Annotated in this window: 11 protein-coding genes, 2 pseudogenes and 1 riboswitch; of the genes and pseudogenes, 6 read left to right on the forward strand and 7 right to left on the reverse strand. The window is 65.8% G+C overall.

All coding sequences use genetic code 11. The features are described from left to right. Position 1: 1 nt before the first annotated feature. From kdpA to PALO_RS10110, 7 genes and pseudogenes are all read right to left on the reverse strand, one after another. A complete protein-coding gene (gene kdpA, locus PALO_RS10080) occupies positions 2-1,675 on the reverse strand; it encodes a potassium-transporting ATPase subunit KdpA (protein WP_015583463.1) in 1,674 nt (557 codons plus the stop codon). Beyond that, positions 1,675-1,764 (reverse strand): K(+)-transporting ATPase subunit F, encoded by a 90-nt coding sequence (kdpF, locus tag PALO_RS10085; RefSeq protein ID WP_015583464.1) that lies wholly within the window; start codon positions 1,762-1,764, stop codon positions 1,675-1,677. Before kdpF ends, kdpA begins: the two co-directional genes overlap by 1 nt. Beyond that, positions 1,761-1,953: pseudogene (locus PALO_RS12240) on the reverse strand (hypothetical protein). The gene kdpF and the pseudogene PALO_RS12240 overlap by 4 nt, the downstream one beginning before the upstream one ends. Positions 1,954-2,045: 92 nt before the next feature. Further along, positions 2,046-2,699, reverse strand: coding sequence for a thiamine phosphate synthase (locus PALO_RS10095; protein ID WP_004810240.1), 654 nt, complete (start codon positions 2,697-2,699; stop codon positions 2,046-2,048). Further along, positions 2,696-3,466, reverse strand: coding sequence for a hydroxyethylthiazole kinase (gene thiM, locus PALO_RS10100; RefSeq protein WP_015583466.1), 771 nt, complete (start codon positions 3,464-3,466; stop codon positions 2,696-2,698). The genes PALO_RS10095 and thiM overlap by 4 nt, the downstream gene beginning before the upstream one ends. Then, on the reverse strand, positions 3,463-4,818 hold the full coding sequence (locus PALO_RS10105; RefSeq protein ID WP_015583467.1) for an MFS transporter: 1,356 nt from the start codon (positions 4,816-4,818) through the stop codon (positions 3,463-3,465). The genes thiM and PALO_RS10105 overlap by 4 nt, the downstream gene beginning before the upstream one ends. Positions 4,819-4,875: 57 nt before the next feature. After that, a complete protein-coding gene (locus PALO_RS10110; RefSeq protein ID WP_041710145.1) occupies positions 4,876-6,456 on the reverse strand; it encodes a bifunctional hydroxymethylpyrimidine kinase/phosphomethylpyrimidine kinase in 1,581 nt (526 codons plus the stop codon). Next, positions 6,439-6,533, reverse strand: a riboswitch (TPP riboswitch). Its footprint overlaps the gene before it by 18 nt. Positions 6,534-6,804: 271 nt before the next feature. Between PALO_RS10110 and PALO_RS10115 the strand changes: the two are divergent. From PALO_RS10115 to PALO_RS10140, 6 genes and pseudogenes are all read left to right on the forward strand, one after another. Further along, a pseudogene (locus tag PALO_RS10115) lies at positions 6,805-8,500 on the forward strand (oleate hydratase). 61 nt (positions 8,501-8,561) lie between these two features. Then, entirely contained in the window at positions 8,562-9,341 is a 780-nt protein-coding gene (locus PALO_RS10120) for an AIR synthase related protein (RefSeq protein WP_015583469.1), read from the forward strand. A gap of 429 nt (positions 9,342-9,770) precedes the next feature. Next, positions 9,771-10,979 (forward strand): ABC transporter substrate-binding protein, encoded by a 1,209-nt coding sequence (locus tag PALO_RS10125; RefSeq protein WP_290126508.1) that lies wholly within the window; start codon positions 9,771-9,773, stop codon positions 10,977-10,979. Continuing rightward, the gene (locus PALO_RS10130; protein WP_015583471.1) at positions 10,976-11,971 is read left to right on the forward strand and encodes a cobaltochelatase subunit CobN; all 996 of its coding nucleotides are present in this window, start codon (positions 10,976-10,978) and stop codon (positions 11,969-11,971) included. The genes PALO_RS10125 and PALO_RS10130 overlap by 4 nt, the downstream gene beginning before the upstream one ends. Next, entirely contained in the window at positions 11,971-13,944 is a 1,974-nt protein-coding gene (locus tag PALO_RS10135) for a magnesium chelatase subunit D family protein (RefSeq protein ID WP_015583472.1), read from the forward strand. The genes PALO_RS10130 and PALO_RS10135 overlap by 1 nt, the downstream gene beginning before the upstream one ends. A gap of 1 nt (position 13,945) precedes the next feature. After that, positions 13,946-14,938, forward strand: a complete 993-nt coding sequence (locus PALO_RS10140) for a magnesium chelatase ATPase subunit I (protein ID WP_015583473.1) — start codon at positions 13,946-13,948, stop codon at positions 14,936-14,938. Positions 14,939-15,017: the final 79 nt, after the last annotated feature.

Consider the following 15,017-nt stretch of genomic DNA (forward strand, 5'->3'; position numbering starts at 1 on the left):
ATCAGATCAGTCCTTCGGCCAGCGGTCCCAGTGTGAGGACCGGGAAGAAGACGAGCGCCGTGACGAGGATCACCGTGAAGACGACGAGGGTGATGAACAGGGCGTTGTGGGTGGGAAGGGTGCCTGCGGTGACCGGGACGGGCTCGCGTTCGGCAAGGGCTCCGGCGAGGGCGAGGGCGAGGATGATCGGCAGGAAGCGACCGAGCAGCATGGCGACGCCAATCGCCGCGCACAGCCAGTTCGTCGAGGCATCCAGACCGGCGAAGGCGGAACCGTTGTTGTTGGCACCCGAGGTGAAGGCGTAGACGAGCTCACTCAGTCCGTGCTCACCCGGGTTCGAGATCGAGGTGTTGACGACACCATCCCGAATACCGGGGATGGCCAGGCTGAGGGCCACCCCGCACAGCACCAGGGCCGGCATGACGAGGATGTACAGGGCCGACAACTTCATCTCTCGCGGGCCGATCTTCTTGCCGAGGTACTCGGGGGTACGACCGACGAGGAGTCCAGCGATGAACACCGCGATGACGGCGATGACGAGCATGCCGTACAGGCCAGATCCGACGCCGCCAGGGCTGATCTCACCCAGCATCATGTTCAGCATGGTGAACATGCCACCGATGGCGGTGTAGGAGTCGTGCATCGAGTTGACGGCGCCCGTGGAGGTCATCGTCGTCGCGTTGGCGAAGAGGACCGACTGGGTCAGGCCGAAGCGCTGCTCCTTGCCCTCCATCGCGGCGCCGGCGAGGCGCCCGGCGGTGCCGTGTCCGGAGAACTCGGCAGCAGCCATCGCGAAGAGGTTGATGAGGAACAGCACGATCATTGAGATGAGGATGGCGCGGCCCTGACGCACGTCCTTGACCATCTTTCCGAAGGTGCGCGGCAGCGAGAATGGGATGAGCAGGATGAGGAAGATCTCCAGCATGTTCGTCCACGGCTGGGGGTTCTCGAAGGGGTGGGATGAGTTGCCGTTGAAGAAGCCGCCACCGTTGGTGCCGAGCTCCTTGATGACCTCCTGGGAGGCGACAGGCCCGCCCGGGATGATCTGGTCCCCACCAGCGATGCCGGTGACGTGCATGAAGCCGATGAAGTTCTGCGCAGCCCCACCGACGATGAGCAGGAAGGCTCCCACAGCGGCGATCGGCATGAGGATGCGAAGGGTGGTGCGGGTGAGATCGACCCAGAAGTTGCCGATGGTGTGCTCACCACGTCCGACGAATCCACGCACCAGGGCGATCGCGACCGCGATGCCGGTGGCTGCGGAGACAAAGTTCTGCACGCACAGGCCGGCGAGCTGGACGAAGTGCCCCAGGGTCGCCTCCGGGGAGTAGGCCTGCCAGTTGGTGTTGGTGACGAAGGAGACCGCGGTGTTGAAGGCCACGGCTGGGTTCACCGACCCCTTGTCCATGGACCAGGGCAGCCACGACTGCAGACGCTGGAGGGCGTAGAGCAGGACGACACCGCAGAAGCTGAAGGCCAGCACCGAGCGGGCGTAGGACTTCCACGTCTGTCCGGCACGGGGGTCGACGCCCATGATGCGGTAGCAGAAGGCCTCGACCTTGGTGTCCTTGTCAGAGGTGAAGACACGGGCCATGTAGGAGCCCAGGTGATGCTGGGCGATCCCGAGCGCGAGGGCGAGAAGAGCAAGGCTCGCCAAGAAGTAGAACCACGTCATCAGAAACGCTCCGGACGGATGAGGGCGATCACGAGGTACACGACAGCGGCAATGCCGAGAATGGCCGCGACGATGTTGAGGACGGTCACAGCGCGTCGACCCCCTTCACGCACAGGGCGAGTAGGAGGAAGAGGACGACGACACCGAGCAGCCAGATAACGTCCAGCATGACAAGGCTCCTTGACGATGACCCGGGGTTTCCGGAGTGCCGGTTTTGGCACCAGGAACCATCGAAATCGTGTCGTAAGGGGGTTGTCGCGCTCCCCTACGGATCCCATACGGGGGTGAGCGAGATCCTAACGATTTGCTAACAGGCGAGTCCCGAACGGTTCAGAAAGTGTGACGTGCGTCACCGTTCGGCTCAGGGGAATCAGCCCTCCCGGCCACGATCGAAGGCCGCGATGGCCTGCGCGACCACCGCGGCGGGATCGTCAGCGGCCATCACGGCGCGCACCATGGCAACCCCTGCGATGCCGGTTGTCGCCAGCGCAGCCACGTCGTCAACCTGGACGTCCCCGATGGCGACGACGGGCCGAGAGCTCGCCTGCACCAGGGCCGGGTACCCCTCCACCCCCAGCGGTGGGCGTCCGGAGTCCTTCGTCGGGGTGGGTCGGAAAGGCCCGGCACCCAGGTAGTCCAGGGCGTCCGCGAGGGGCTCGGCCGACCTCACCAGGTCCAGGGTTCCGGTGGTGTAACCCACGATGGCGTCGGGCCCGAGCATGGCCCTGGCGTCACGTACCGGAAGGTCCTCGACCCCCAGATGCACCCCGTGGACGTTACCGCGGGCGCGCATCGCCGCCCAGGCGACGTCGGCTCGATCATCGACGACAACCCGCGTCTCCGGGTTCGCACGACGCACCGCCTCGCCGACCTGGAGAACCAGCGACAAGAGGTCTCGGGTCGCCAGGGTCTTGGCTCTCACCTGGACGATGCCGGCGCCTGCCCCAGCAGCCAACGCAGCCGTCTCGACGGTGTGACGGTCGGTTCCCGAGGTCACCAGGTAACAGCGCAGGTCCAGGGTCATCTCGTCTCCTCCACTCCGGTTCTCGCGACCTCGTCGAGGGCGTCGAGCAGTTGCACACGAAAAGTACCGGGTCCGCCGGCACGGGCCGCCGCGACCTCACCGGCGACGTCGAACCAGGTCACGGCCGTCACCGCGGCCTGCACCGGATCATCGGTGGCCACCAGGCACCCCGCGGTCAACGCGCCCAGTAGGCAGCCGGTCCCGGTCACCCGGGCCATGAACGGATGGCCTCTGGAGATCTTCTCGGCCACCCCATCGGTGGTGACGACGACATCCGTCGGCCCCGACACCACGACGACTCCCCCGGTCCGTCGCGCCACCTCGATAGCTGCGTCGACGGCGTGCTCGGGGGCATCCGCCGAGTCGGCTCCGCGTCCCCCTCGTCCTCCCACGAGGGCGAGGATCTCGGAGGCATTCCCCTTGACGACGTCAGGTCCCTCGTCCAGGAAGTCGCGAGCCATCCGGGTACGCACCGGTGCCAGCCCGATCGCCGTCGGGTCGAGGACCCACGGGACGCCGTCAGGACGAGCGGCGACGGTGGCGGGGATGCCGACCATGCCATCGGTCGACAGGGTGCCCAGGTTGACCGACAGGGCGTCGGCGGCCGTGACGACGACCGGGGCCTCCTCGAGGGTCTCCGTCATCATCGGACGCAACCCCGCCGCCAACAGGCCATCGGCCACCAAGGACATACTCACCGTCGCGGTGAGGCAGTGAACCATGGGCGGATTGCGTCGAGCAGCCGCCACCACCTCGTCAATCGTCATGCCACCCTCGCCACCTCGTCGATGTCAGCGTCGATGTCAGCCCCCGACAGCCGCGGGCCGAGGACGGCACCGAGCACTACCAGCAAACCACCGAGGACGACGAGCACGAGCACTGCCCCGAGATGCCCGAACAAGCCCTCCAGCCCCGGCAGGTAGAACGGGTACAGCGCCGGCAGGATGAGGGACAGGCTGTACCCCATGCCGTAGCCGGTGGAGCGCACCTCGGTGGGGAACCTCTCGGACAGGTAGGCCGAGATGGGACCGTAGGCCGACACCGTCGCCACCTGGAGGGCGACGGCGAAGACGGCTGCCCTGCCTGCTGATGCGGAACTGATCGCTCCCCACCACAGCAGCGGGCCGAGCACCGCGGCACTGATTCCCCAGCACACCAGCAGACGGCGCCGTCCCACCCTCGTGGACCAGTGCCCGGCCAGCGCCATGAAGATCGCCTGACCAACGGAGGCGACTCCCATCACCCAGGAGGTCGCCGTAGCCGTCAGCCCGGCGTCGGTGCGCAGTCGCGCGGTGAGGATCAGCACGGTGGTGTCGGTGAGCAGCCACAGCCCCGTCATGAGGGTGAAGACCTGCCAGAAGGCCGGCGCCCACGCCCCGGCGATGACCTCACGCACACCGGGGGTCGGGGTCTTCCAGGCATCCCTGGAGTCATGGGTGCGGTGGAGGAGAGGGGCGTCGCAGACCCGCCGGGAATAGTAGATGATCATCCCGATGCTCATCGCAGCACCGATGACGAAGAGGATGCGCCATCCCCACGCGGCGTAGCGGTCCGGCCCGAGAGCGGCCAGCATGACGGCGACGGCGAAGGCGATTGACGCCTGGGCCCAGGGAGCCATCGACAGGATGACCCCGGACGCCAAGCCGCGTTTCTTGGGAGATGACCATTCCATCGCCAGCGGGATGGCGGCGGAGTACTCACCGGCAACGAAGATCCCGCCCAGGAATCGCAGCAGCAGGATGAGCCCGATCGTCCACGCCCCGATGAGCTGGTGGGTGGGCATGACGGCGATGAGCCCGGCGCAGGTCGCGGTGCCGGCAATGGCCAGGCGGGTGGTACGGGTGCGTCCCAGCCGGTCGGAGATCCGTCCGAAGATCATCCCGCCGAGGGGACGTCCCAGCAGCATGGCGATGACGACGAGGGCGCCGACGGAGGCGCTGGCCGAGGGGCCGGCGAGCACCACCATCGCGGGGGCGAGGGCCGTCAGGGGTAGGAAGACGTGGATGTTGTCAATCCAGTTGCCGACGACGCCGGCCCGCAGAGCGGCCCGTCCTTCGGGTGGCATCGTCCCCTTCGACGAGGTGTTCGGAACGGTGGGCAGTGATGTTGTCGTGGTCATGGGGGCAAGTCCTTGAACAAGTGTGGATGGTGCGGTCTGGAGCGGGGCGATGGCGGCTCAGACGCGCATCGCCTGGTCGAAGAACTCCAACTCATGACGACAGGCCGTCAGATAGGCATGGGCAGCACGTGCCCGAGCAGTCGGACCAGCTTGTTCGAAGGCCTTCTCCACGACGACGAGGGTGTGCGAGGTAGCCTCGACAAACCCCGGGGCCCGGTAGGTGTCGAGCCACAACGCATAGGGATGGCCTTCCGGAACCTGCGGCAACCCGGCTCCCACCTGGGCATACAGCCAGAAGCAGGGCAGGACGGACGCCACCCCGACGACGTAGTCGTCACCCAGAGTGTGTGCCAGCAGGAAATTCGTGTACGCCGTCGTCACCGGGCCGGCCGGAGCCTGATCGCGTCCCTCCAACCAGGCGCGGTGCAGGGCAGCCTCTTCGACGATGCAGGTCTCGGACGACTGCGCCCACCACGCCGCGTCCTGCGGGTCGACGGCGCGAGCAGCCAGAGCGGCCAGGGCTCGTGAATAGCAGGCCAGATATCGGGCGTCCTGACCGAGGTAGAAGTTGAAGGCGTGACCCGTCAAGGTGCCATCGACGAGGGCAGCGACGAAGTCCGATCCCTGGATCTGACGGGCCAGATCCGCGCTGGCCTGCCACAGGGCCGTCGTCCACGGACCAACCGGGTCCACCGCAGCAGTGGGTGCTGACCCCGCCGAACCGACGAGGGCCTTGGGAGACTCCAGCGGCTCGATCGGCCCGAACCAAGCCACCGCCGAGGCATCGGCGGACAGCCGTCGTGCCCGGTGGGAGTGGTCGACCGGACCGTGTCCCCGGCCAACCTTCAGCTCTGACCCGTGCAGGATCGCCTCGTGCAACCAGTCGGTGACCCATCCCAGGGCCTCGCCGGGAGCATCCCCTGCACCCAGCCGGGTCGCCAGAGCCGAGGAGAGCGAGCATCCGGTGCCGTGGGTGTTCGTCGTCTCCACCCGGGTGCTCTGCGCGGTGTACGTCGTCCCTTCCGAGCCCACCCAGATGTTGTCGACACGCCGGGAGTCGAGATGGCCGGTCTTGACGACGACGGCGACCCCGGTCTCCTTGGCCCAGCCGCGCGCCTGTTCCAGGGCTTCCTCGGCGCCCTTCGCCGGTCCGGTCTCGCACAGCACTGCGAGCTCGGGAATGTTCGGGGTGACGACGGTTGCCCGGCGACAGAACTCGCGCATGGCAGCCTCGGCGTCAGGGGCGAGGAGCCGGTCTCCGCTGGTGGCGACCATGACCGGATCGACGACGACGATGGGCGGACGGTGCTCGTCGAGGAATCTGGCGACCGTGTCGATGATCTCGACCGTTCCGAGCATGCCAGTCTTGACGGCGTCGATCGCCACGTCATCGCTGACTGCCGCCAACTGCTGCCTCAGGAACTCGGTGGGTGGGGTGTGGATCGCGCGCACCCCTTGAGTGTTCTGGGCAACCAGGGCGGTGACGACGGCCATCGCGTACCCACCGGCCGCGGTGATGGACTTGGTGTCGGCAGCAGTGCCGGCACCCCCGGAGGGATCCGTTCCCGCGATGGAGAGGACGCGCGGGACTGAGCCCTGCGACGGGTTTCTGGGGGTGGAAGAAGCCATCTCGGACATCCCTTCGCCAGTACGAACTAGATCAGGTTCCACGGGTGTGATCTCAGCGCCGATACGGCGCACCCCGTGTCCAGCGATAAGTATGGCACCCGACTGCGACAAGGCACTGCACCCCGAGTCCCGACGACGAAGAACGCTCAAGAAAACTCTTACGAAAGTCTCAAAAAGAGGGCATTCCATCACACCCTTCCGGCGCTATCGTGAGGCTAGTCGAAGTTCACCGGAGAACTTCCGGCGAAGTCGTATGACGAGTGAATCATGACGAACTTCCAAAAGATTTATCAGCGCAGCTTCCCGGTCAGCCCGGATGGCAACCCGTTCGTTCACAACGACCTCGGTCGTTACACCATGAACCACCCGGTGCCCCCGGACGACATCGCTGAGCGCAAGGCATACCTGGTCGGCTCTGGTATCGCTGCACTAACGGCAGCCGTCTTCCTCATCCGTGACGCCAAGATGCCTGCCGAGAACATCACGATCCTCGAGGAGCTCCACCAGCCCGGCGGCGCCTTCGACGGCGACGGCGACACCGAGAAGGGCTTCATCGCCCGTGGCGGTCGTGAGATGGAGCAACACTTCGAGTGCTTCTGGGACGTCATGAAGGACATCCCGGCCCTCGAGATGCCCGAGCCCTACAGCGTCATGGACGAGTTCCGGATCGTCAACGAGAACGATCCGAACGTCAATCACTGCCGCATCATCAACAATCAGGGCCAGAAACGCTCGGCCTACAATGATGGGCATCAACAAGAAAGGCCAGCTCGCCGTCCTGAAGCTGCTGCTGGCCAAGGAGTCCGACACTTACTACAAATCCATCGAGGACTGGTTCGACGAGGACTTTCTGCATTCCACCTTCTACACACTGTGGAAGACGATGTTCGCCTTCGAGCAGTGGCAGTCCCTGACCGAGTTCAAGCGCTACATGCACCGCTTCCTCCACCTGCTGCCCGGATTCTCGGACCTCTCCTGTCTGCTGTTCAGCCGCTACAACCAGTACGACTCCTTCGTCGTCCCGCTCATGAAGTGGCTGACCGAGCGCGGCGTGAAGTTCCAGTACGACACCTTGGTCTACGACGTCGACCCGGAGATCACTGCTCACCGCAAGGTCGCCCGAGGCATTCTGTGGCGCGACAAGGAGGGCGGCGAACATCGCATCGACATGACCCCGAAGGACCTCGTCTTCGTCACGAACGGTTCACTGACCGAGTGCACCGGCTACGGCGACATGGACCACCCCGCCCCCTACAACAAGGACGAGGTCGCCGGCTGGGAGCTGTGGCGCAACCTGGTCCGTCGTTCCGCCGTGTTCGGTCGTCCCGACGTCTTCTGCAGCGACGCCGACAAGACGGTGTGGCAGTCGATCAGCTTCAACTTCATCGGTGAGGACCATCCATTCCTCCAGAAGATCAGGGAACTGACGGGCAACGATCCACTGTCCGGACGCACGGTCACCGGCGGCATCATCACCGCCGAGGACTCGTCGTGGTGCATCTCGCTGACGATGAACCGTCAGCCACAGTTCCACGATCAGCCGAAGGACTGGGGCGTCGCCTGGGCCTACGGCCTGTACCCGTTCGAGAAGGGCGACATCGTCAAGAAGCCGATGCTGGAGTGCACCGGAGAGGAACTGCTCAAGGAGTACTGCTATCACTTCGGTCTGCTCGACCAGTTCGAGGAGATCAAGGCTCGCACCAAGGTTCGCATTGCGACGATGCCGTGGATCACAGCCTTCTTCATGCCTCGTGGCAAGGGAGATCGCCCGGAGGTCATCCCGGACGGTTGCGTCAACCTGGCCTGCCTGGGCCAGTTCGTCGAAACCCCGGACGACTGCATCTTCACCGTCGAAGGATCGGCTCGTACCGCCATGATGGCTGTCTACGGGCTGCTCAACCTCGACCGCGACATCCCACCGACATGGCCTGCTCAATACGACATCCGTTCTCTGCTGGCCTCCGCCAAGACACTTAACGACGGGCACCTGCCCGGTGGTCGACTGTTGTCGGTCCTGCTGCGCAATACCTACTACGAGGACATCCTGCCGTGACGTGCTGACGTCATGACGTCCTTCCAGTGCAACTTCGGGGCGGTCGCGGTTGAATGACACCGTGACCGCCCCGAACCATCTCCCCTCATCCCCCCTACCCGTCACGAGGCTGCGTGACCTGCTGGTGGCTGATGTCCCGGCTTCTCGTCTGGTCATCGCCTGTGACACCATCGGTGGGATCGGCCCGCGTCCTGACGACTCCTACCCAGCTGACCCGGTGTGGTGCGCTCATCTGGGAGCGCGGGTACCCCTCCTGGAGGTGATGTGCGCCGGTGCGCGTCCTCTCGTCCTCGTCAACACCCTGTGCCAGGACTGGGAGTCAGCCCAGCCCATGATCGAGGAGTTCCGACGCTGCGCGGCCGCCGTCGGGATTGACCCCACGGCGGTCACGGGCTCGACGGAGGACAACGTCGCGACGACCCAGACCGGGATTGGCGTGACAGTCATCGGCGTCATGCCAGAGGGAGAACTCCCCCGGGCCCATGACGGTGACGTGCTGGTCTGCGTCGGGACTCCCGTCTCGGCCCCTGATGACGACGTCGCCCCTGGCCGGCGCGAGATCGTGCCACTCGCGGAGGTGCGAGACCTGGTGGCCTCCGGGAAGGTTCACGACTGCGTCCCGGTGGGTTCTCACGGGGTGGCGTGGGAGGCCGCACAGCTCGCCTCCACCGCGGGGTTACGGGCCGAGTTTCGGGACGTGGAGGTTGACCTGGCTCGCTCCGGAGGGCCCTCGACCTGCCTCGAACTGGCCTGTGATCGGGGCGACGTCGAGGAGCTACACGGTGTGGTGGCCCCGCATCGGCCGTGGGAGGTCATCGGTCGGCTCGCATCGGGATCCTGAGGACTCGATACCTGAGGATTACCACACGGAGCTGCCAAGAAATCGCGATGGTGACGTCACCATCGTGATTATGGGCCAATTCTTGGCAGCTCCGTGTGTCATACCCCTTGCTCACCGCCGTTGACACGGGGTGTTAGTGTGCGATTGCCTCGAATCGGACTCGGTCCGGGGTACTCCTCGGTGAGCGAAGTCGGTGGGAATCCGACACTGTCGCGCAACGGTGATGCCTCACAGCTCAGTCCGGTCGACTCCCTACGGAGTGGCAAGTAACGACTCTCGCCGTAGGAGTCTGCCGGGCACACGACGCGGGTGCCACCGTGAGTCCTGCGGCATGACCGCAGGGAGAACCGCGTGAGTACTCCGAAGACGAAGACTACGCCGAGAAGGATCTCGGCCCTCATCACCCTCCTCGTTGCCCCCAGCCTCGCACTGGCAGGATGTTCGGGCTCCGAGGACAGGACCACTTCAGGCGACAGGCCAACGACATCCTCCTCCGCCAACACCGGCGACAGCATGCCCGGCTGCATCAAGGACTTCGACCCCTCGAAGGACTACTTCGGCGACAAAGCGACCTTCAGCGACGCCCGCGGCCTCACCGTCACCTACCACAAGTCCTACAAGGTGGTGACGGTCAAGAACCCGTCGAGTACCTCGTCCAAGGAGACCAAGTACGTCCTGGTGCAGTGTGGCGCCCCCGACCCGCACCTGGACGGTGAGCTCGCCAAGGCGCAGCGGATCACCATTCCCACCACCAGGGTTGCTCTTGGATCAACGACCGAGCCGATGAAGTTCCAGATGATGAACAAGCTGGACGCCGTGATCGGAATGGCCAGCGTGGACATGGTCGGTGACCCAAAGACCCGTCAGGCCCTCAAGGACGCTCATGTCGCTGACTTCGGCGTCGGGGACGGCACCACTGAGGTCAACACCGAGAAGCTGGCCGCCCTACGTCCTGATCTGTTCATCATCAGCGGCCACGACGACCCCAGCAAGTTTGCCAAGGTCAGGGAGATGGGCACACCGGTCGTCGCCGAGCCCGACTTCCTCGAGAACACCCCGCTGGGACGGGCCGAGTGGATCAAGTACGACGCCCTCTTTGTCAATGCGGAGAAGGTCGCCAATGAGAAGTACGACGAGATCGCCAAGAAGTACCACGAGACGGCCCAGCTCACCTCCAAGGTCAAGACGCGACCCATCGTGCTCTACGGCTCCCAGTTCAAGGGGGTCTGGTACATCAAGTCCAACGAGAACTACTCCATCCAGTTCCTGCGTGACGCTGGCGGTGAGTACGTCTTCAAGGACGTCCACGGCGTGGTCTCGTCGAAGCTGGACACCGAGACGGTCCTCAAAAGGGCCCATGACGCCGACTTCTGGATCGATGGCCAGATCAATGAGTCGCAGAAGGCCTCCATCCCGACCATCGTCAAGGACGACCCGCGCATGAAGGCCCTCAAAGCGGTACGCACCGGCACCGTCTGGAACGCCGTCCTGCGTGCCGACCCGAAGCACGGCAACGACTACTGGCAGACCGGCGTCGTCCGTCCTGATCTGGTGCTGGCAGACCTGTCCGCCATCCTGCACCCTGAGCTCAGTCCGAACCATGAGTTCACCTTCTACAAGAAGGCCCCGACCAAGTGACCGCAGCACACCGGACGACGCAACGGCGGCGTGGACTGCCGCTGCCCGTCCGCTTCGCGATCCTCGGAGTGATCTTCATCCTGGTGGCGATGGCCGGGCTGACCCTGGGATCGGTGAACATTCCCCTCGACGACGTCATGACAGCCCGCGGAATCGACGTCGAGCAGGCCCGTCGCAAGGCCACCTTGCGGATCTTCGGTTGCCCGCCCGGCGGTTACGGTGCCGGTGTGGAGGAACTCATCGAGACCAAGGCATGGCAGGACAAGGCCGATCTGGGCCGGGCCTACATCGCCGCCTCCTCCCACGCCTACGGTGAAGGGGTGTTCGGAGACGTCGAGACGGAGAGATTCACCGCTGCCCTGTCTCGGATGGATGTCACCGTCAAGAATGAGGACACCCGCGAGTACGACATGCTCAGCTGCACCGATTTCTACAACTACTACGGCGGACTCATCGCTGCTGCGACGACGGTGCGGGGTGAGGCACCGTCGTCCTTCGTGGGGGATTCCTCGGATCCATCCCGGATCGCCACCAGGACGACCACCGAGGAGGCCCGGCTCATCCTGAGGTCCCGGATCCTCAACCCGTCGTGGATCTCAGGTCTGCAGCGTCACGGGTACAAGGGAGCGGGTGACCTGTCCAAGGTTCTCGACATCCTCATCGGCTGGGACGCCACCGCCGATGTCGTCGACGACGGCCTGTGGGAGAAGGTGGCGCGTCGTTACGCCCTCGACCCCGCCATGCAGGAATGGTTCCGAGAGGTCAACCCACATGCCCTGCACAACATCGTCGACAAGCTTCTCGACGCCGCTCAGCGCAAGGTCTGGGAGGCCGACCCGATCACCGTCGAGGAGCTGCAGGACACCTATGCCGACATCGAGGGAACCATCGAGGAGGTTTCCGACGACCCGCACCAGTCCGCTGCTCCGACGCCCACTGCGTCAGTCACCGCCGACGGCGGACTCGACCTGGCCCGGCTGGGGTTGGCCTGATGACCTACCCTTTCACCGCCATCGTCGGACAGGACGAGACGAAACTTGCCCTGCTGTTGTGCGCGGTCAACCCCCGTATTGGCGGGGTCGTCCTCAGTGGTGAGAAGGGAACGGCCAAGTCGACGGTGGTCCGTGGTCTGGCGGAACTGCCGCCGAGTCAGGTGATGAGGACGTTGGCCCTGGGCGCCACCGAGGATCGCCTCGTCGGAGGACTCGACCTGGAGGCCACCCTGACGTCGGGCCGGCCGGTGCTCCAGCCGGGTCTGCTGAGCGAGGTCGACGGCGGGGTGCTCTACGTCGACGAGGTCAACCTCCTCGACGACCACCTCGTCGACCTCGTCATCGACGCGTGCGCCGGAACCGTCCGGGTCGAGCGCGAGGGGCTGAAAGCTGCCCTGGCAAGCCGTTTCGTCCTGGTCGGAACGATGAACCCGGAGGAGGGAGCGCTGCGACCCCAGTTGCTCGACCGGTTCGGACTGTGCGTCGAGGTACACGGCGAGGCGGACCCGGAGGCCCGTGCAGAGATCATTCGGCGTCGTCTCCGTCACGACGCCGACCCCGCTGCTTTCCTCTCGACGTGGCGGGAGGAGCAGGGTCGTCAGGCTGATGTCATCGAGCGGGCCCGCGGAATGGTCAACGGGGAGCGCCTCGACAACGTCGTCACCGAACTCATCTCCTCACTGTGCCGGCAAAACCACGTCGCCGGCCACCGGGCCGACATCGTCATGGCGGAGGCCACCCGAGCCCACGCCGCCCTGGCCGGCCGCGGGGTCGCCACCGAGGACGACGTGCTTGCGGTCAGCGAGATGGTGCTGCGGCATCGCCGCCGCGACGAGACCCCGTCGGACCCGCCACCGCCACCGGAACCGCCACAGCAGGAGCAGTCCGAGGACCAGCAGCCCAACCAACCAGATCAACGGCCTGATCAGCCCGACCCTGGCCCCAGTGACGCTGTGGACAACGGGTCGCAGGACGAGGATGATGCTCCCCCACCCGGCAGCCAGGACGATCAGCAACCCGATGACCACACGGATCCTGCCGACCAGAACAATCAGCAGGAACAACCGAACCAACAGCCCAACCCCGGGGAACAGGTCGCTGCCATCGGGGATCCTTTCGCCATTCGGCCTCTGGAACCCGGTCAGGATCGTCTGGCGCGCCGCGCCTCCGGACGACGCCTGCGTACCCGCAGCAAGGATCGACGCGGTCGTTACATCTCGGCCCGCCTCACGACCGTACCCGACGACCTTGCCCTGGACGCCACCCTGCGTGCCGCCGCGGTGCACCAGAGGTCACGCCGAGCCGACCCGAATCGCCCCGCGATGGCGGTCCACGTCGAGCCGGTTGACTGGCGGGCCAAGGTGAGGACCGGACGGTCGGCCTCCTGCGTCATCCTCGTCGTCGACGCCTCCGGGTCGATGGGGTCACGGGGCCGGATGACCGCCTCCAAGGGGGCCATCCTCTCCCTGCTGCTCGACGCCTACGTCAAGCGTGACCGGGTCTGCCTCATCGGTTTCCGCCGCGACCGGGCCGAGGTGCTCGTCCCGGTGACCTCCTCGGTGGAGGTCGCCCAACGCGGCCTGGCCGAGCTTCCCGTCGGCGGTCGCACTCCTCTGGCGGCTGGGCTCGTGACGGCCTGCGAGGTCGTCCGGCCCCTGCTGTTCAAGGACCCCGGTCTGCGTCCGCTGTTGGTGCTCGTCACCGACGGACGCGGCAACGTCGATCTGGACGGCAAACCCAACTCCCGCGCCACCGACGAAGCCCTCAAGGTGGCGGACGAGATCGGTGCCGACCGGCGTCTCAGCTGGGTCGTCATCGACACCGAAGACCCCCGCGGCATCCAACTGTCCAGGGCCAACGACATCGCGATGGCCCTGGGCGGACCCTGCCTGCGCATCGACGACCTACGTGCCGACGACCTCGTGAACGTCGTCTCCCAACTCGACCCGACCCAACCCCGAAAGGACCGCTGACATGGCACAACGCCCCGTCTACCCCTTCTGCGCCATCGTCGGACAGGAGGAGATGAAGCTGGCCCTCATCCTCGCCTCGATCAGCCCCGATCTGTCCGGGGTACTCATCCGCGGCGAGAAGGGAACCGCGAAGTCCACGGCGGTGCGTGGCCTGGCAGCCCTGCTCCCGGAGCACCAGGAGGTTCCCGGGGCCTACCACCTGTCCCCCGAGGAGTATCCGGTCCACGCTACCGAGCTCAGGCTGCCCGAGACCATACCCGAGCCGCGCACCGTCCGGGTGCCCGTGGTCGAGCTGCCGGTGGGAGCCACCGAGGACCGCGTCACCGGAACCCTCGACATGGAGACGGCCCTGCGCGAGGGGCGACGCCGCTTCGAGCCCGGTCTGCTGGCCGCAGCCCACCGCGCGATCCTCTACGTCGACGAGGTCAACCTCCTCGACGACCACATCGTCGACCTGCTGCTGGACTCGGCCGCGATGGGGGTCAACACCGTCGAGCGCGAGGGCGTCAGCGTGACCCATCCGGCGCGATTCACCCTGGTCGGCACCATGAACCCCGAGGAGGGAGAACTGCGTCCCCAACTGCTCGACCGGTTCGGACTGTGCGTCACCGTCGGAGGTGAGGACGACCCCGAGAAGCGCATCGAGGTCATCCGGCGTCGTCTGGCCTTCGAGGACGATCCGACCGGCTTCTCACGCAAGTGGGAACAGGAAGGTCACGAGACCAGCAAGAGGATCGGACGGGCCACCGAGCTCGTCAAGGAGGTACAGATCGACGACGAGACCCTCATGACGGTCGCCCGCACCTGCATCAACGCTCATGTCGACGGCCACCGGGCCGACATTATGATGGTGAGGGCCGCACGCACCCTGGCGGCGTGGAACGGACGCACCGATATCACCACCGACGACCTCACCCAGTCCGCCCGGCTCGTCCTGCCACACCGCATGAGGCGGCGTCCCCTCGAGTCGGTCGGCGGTCCGGGGGCAGCGTGATACGTACTCCCCGTCGGCACTGGCAGCCGAGGCTGAGTTGGCTTCCACACATCCCCAGACAGACCCCGCCGCCCATCGA

Origin of the sequence: Cutibacterium avidum 44067, from assembly GCF_000367205.1 — a bacterium.
Taxonomy (GTDB): Bacteria; Actinomycetota; Actinomycetes; order Propionibacteriales; family Propionibacteriaceae; genus Cutibacterium; species Cutibacterium avidum.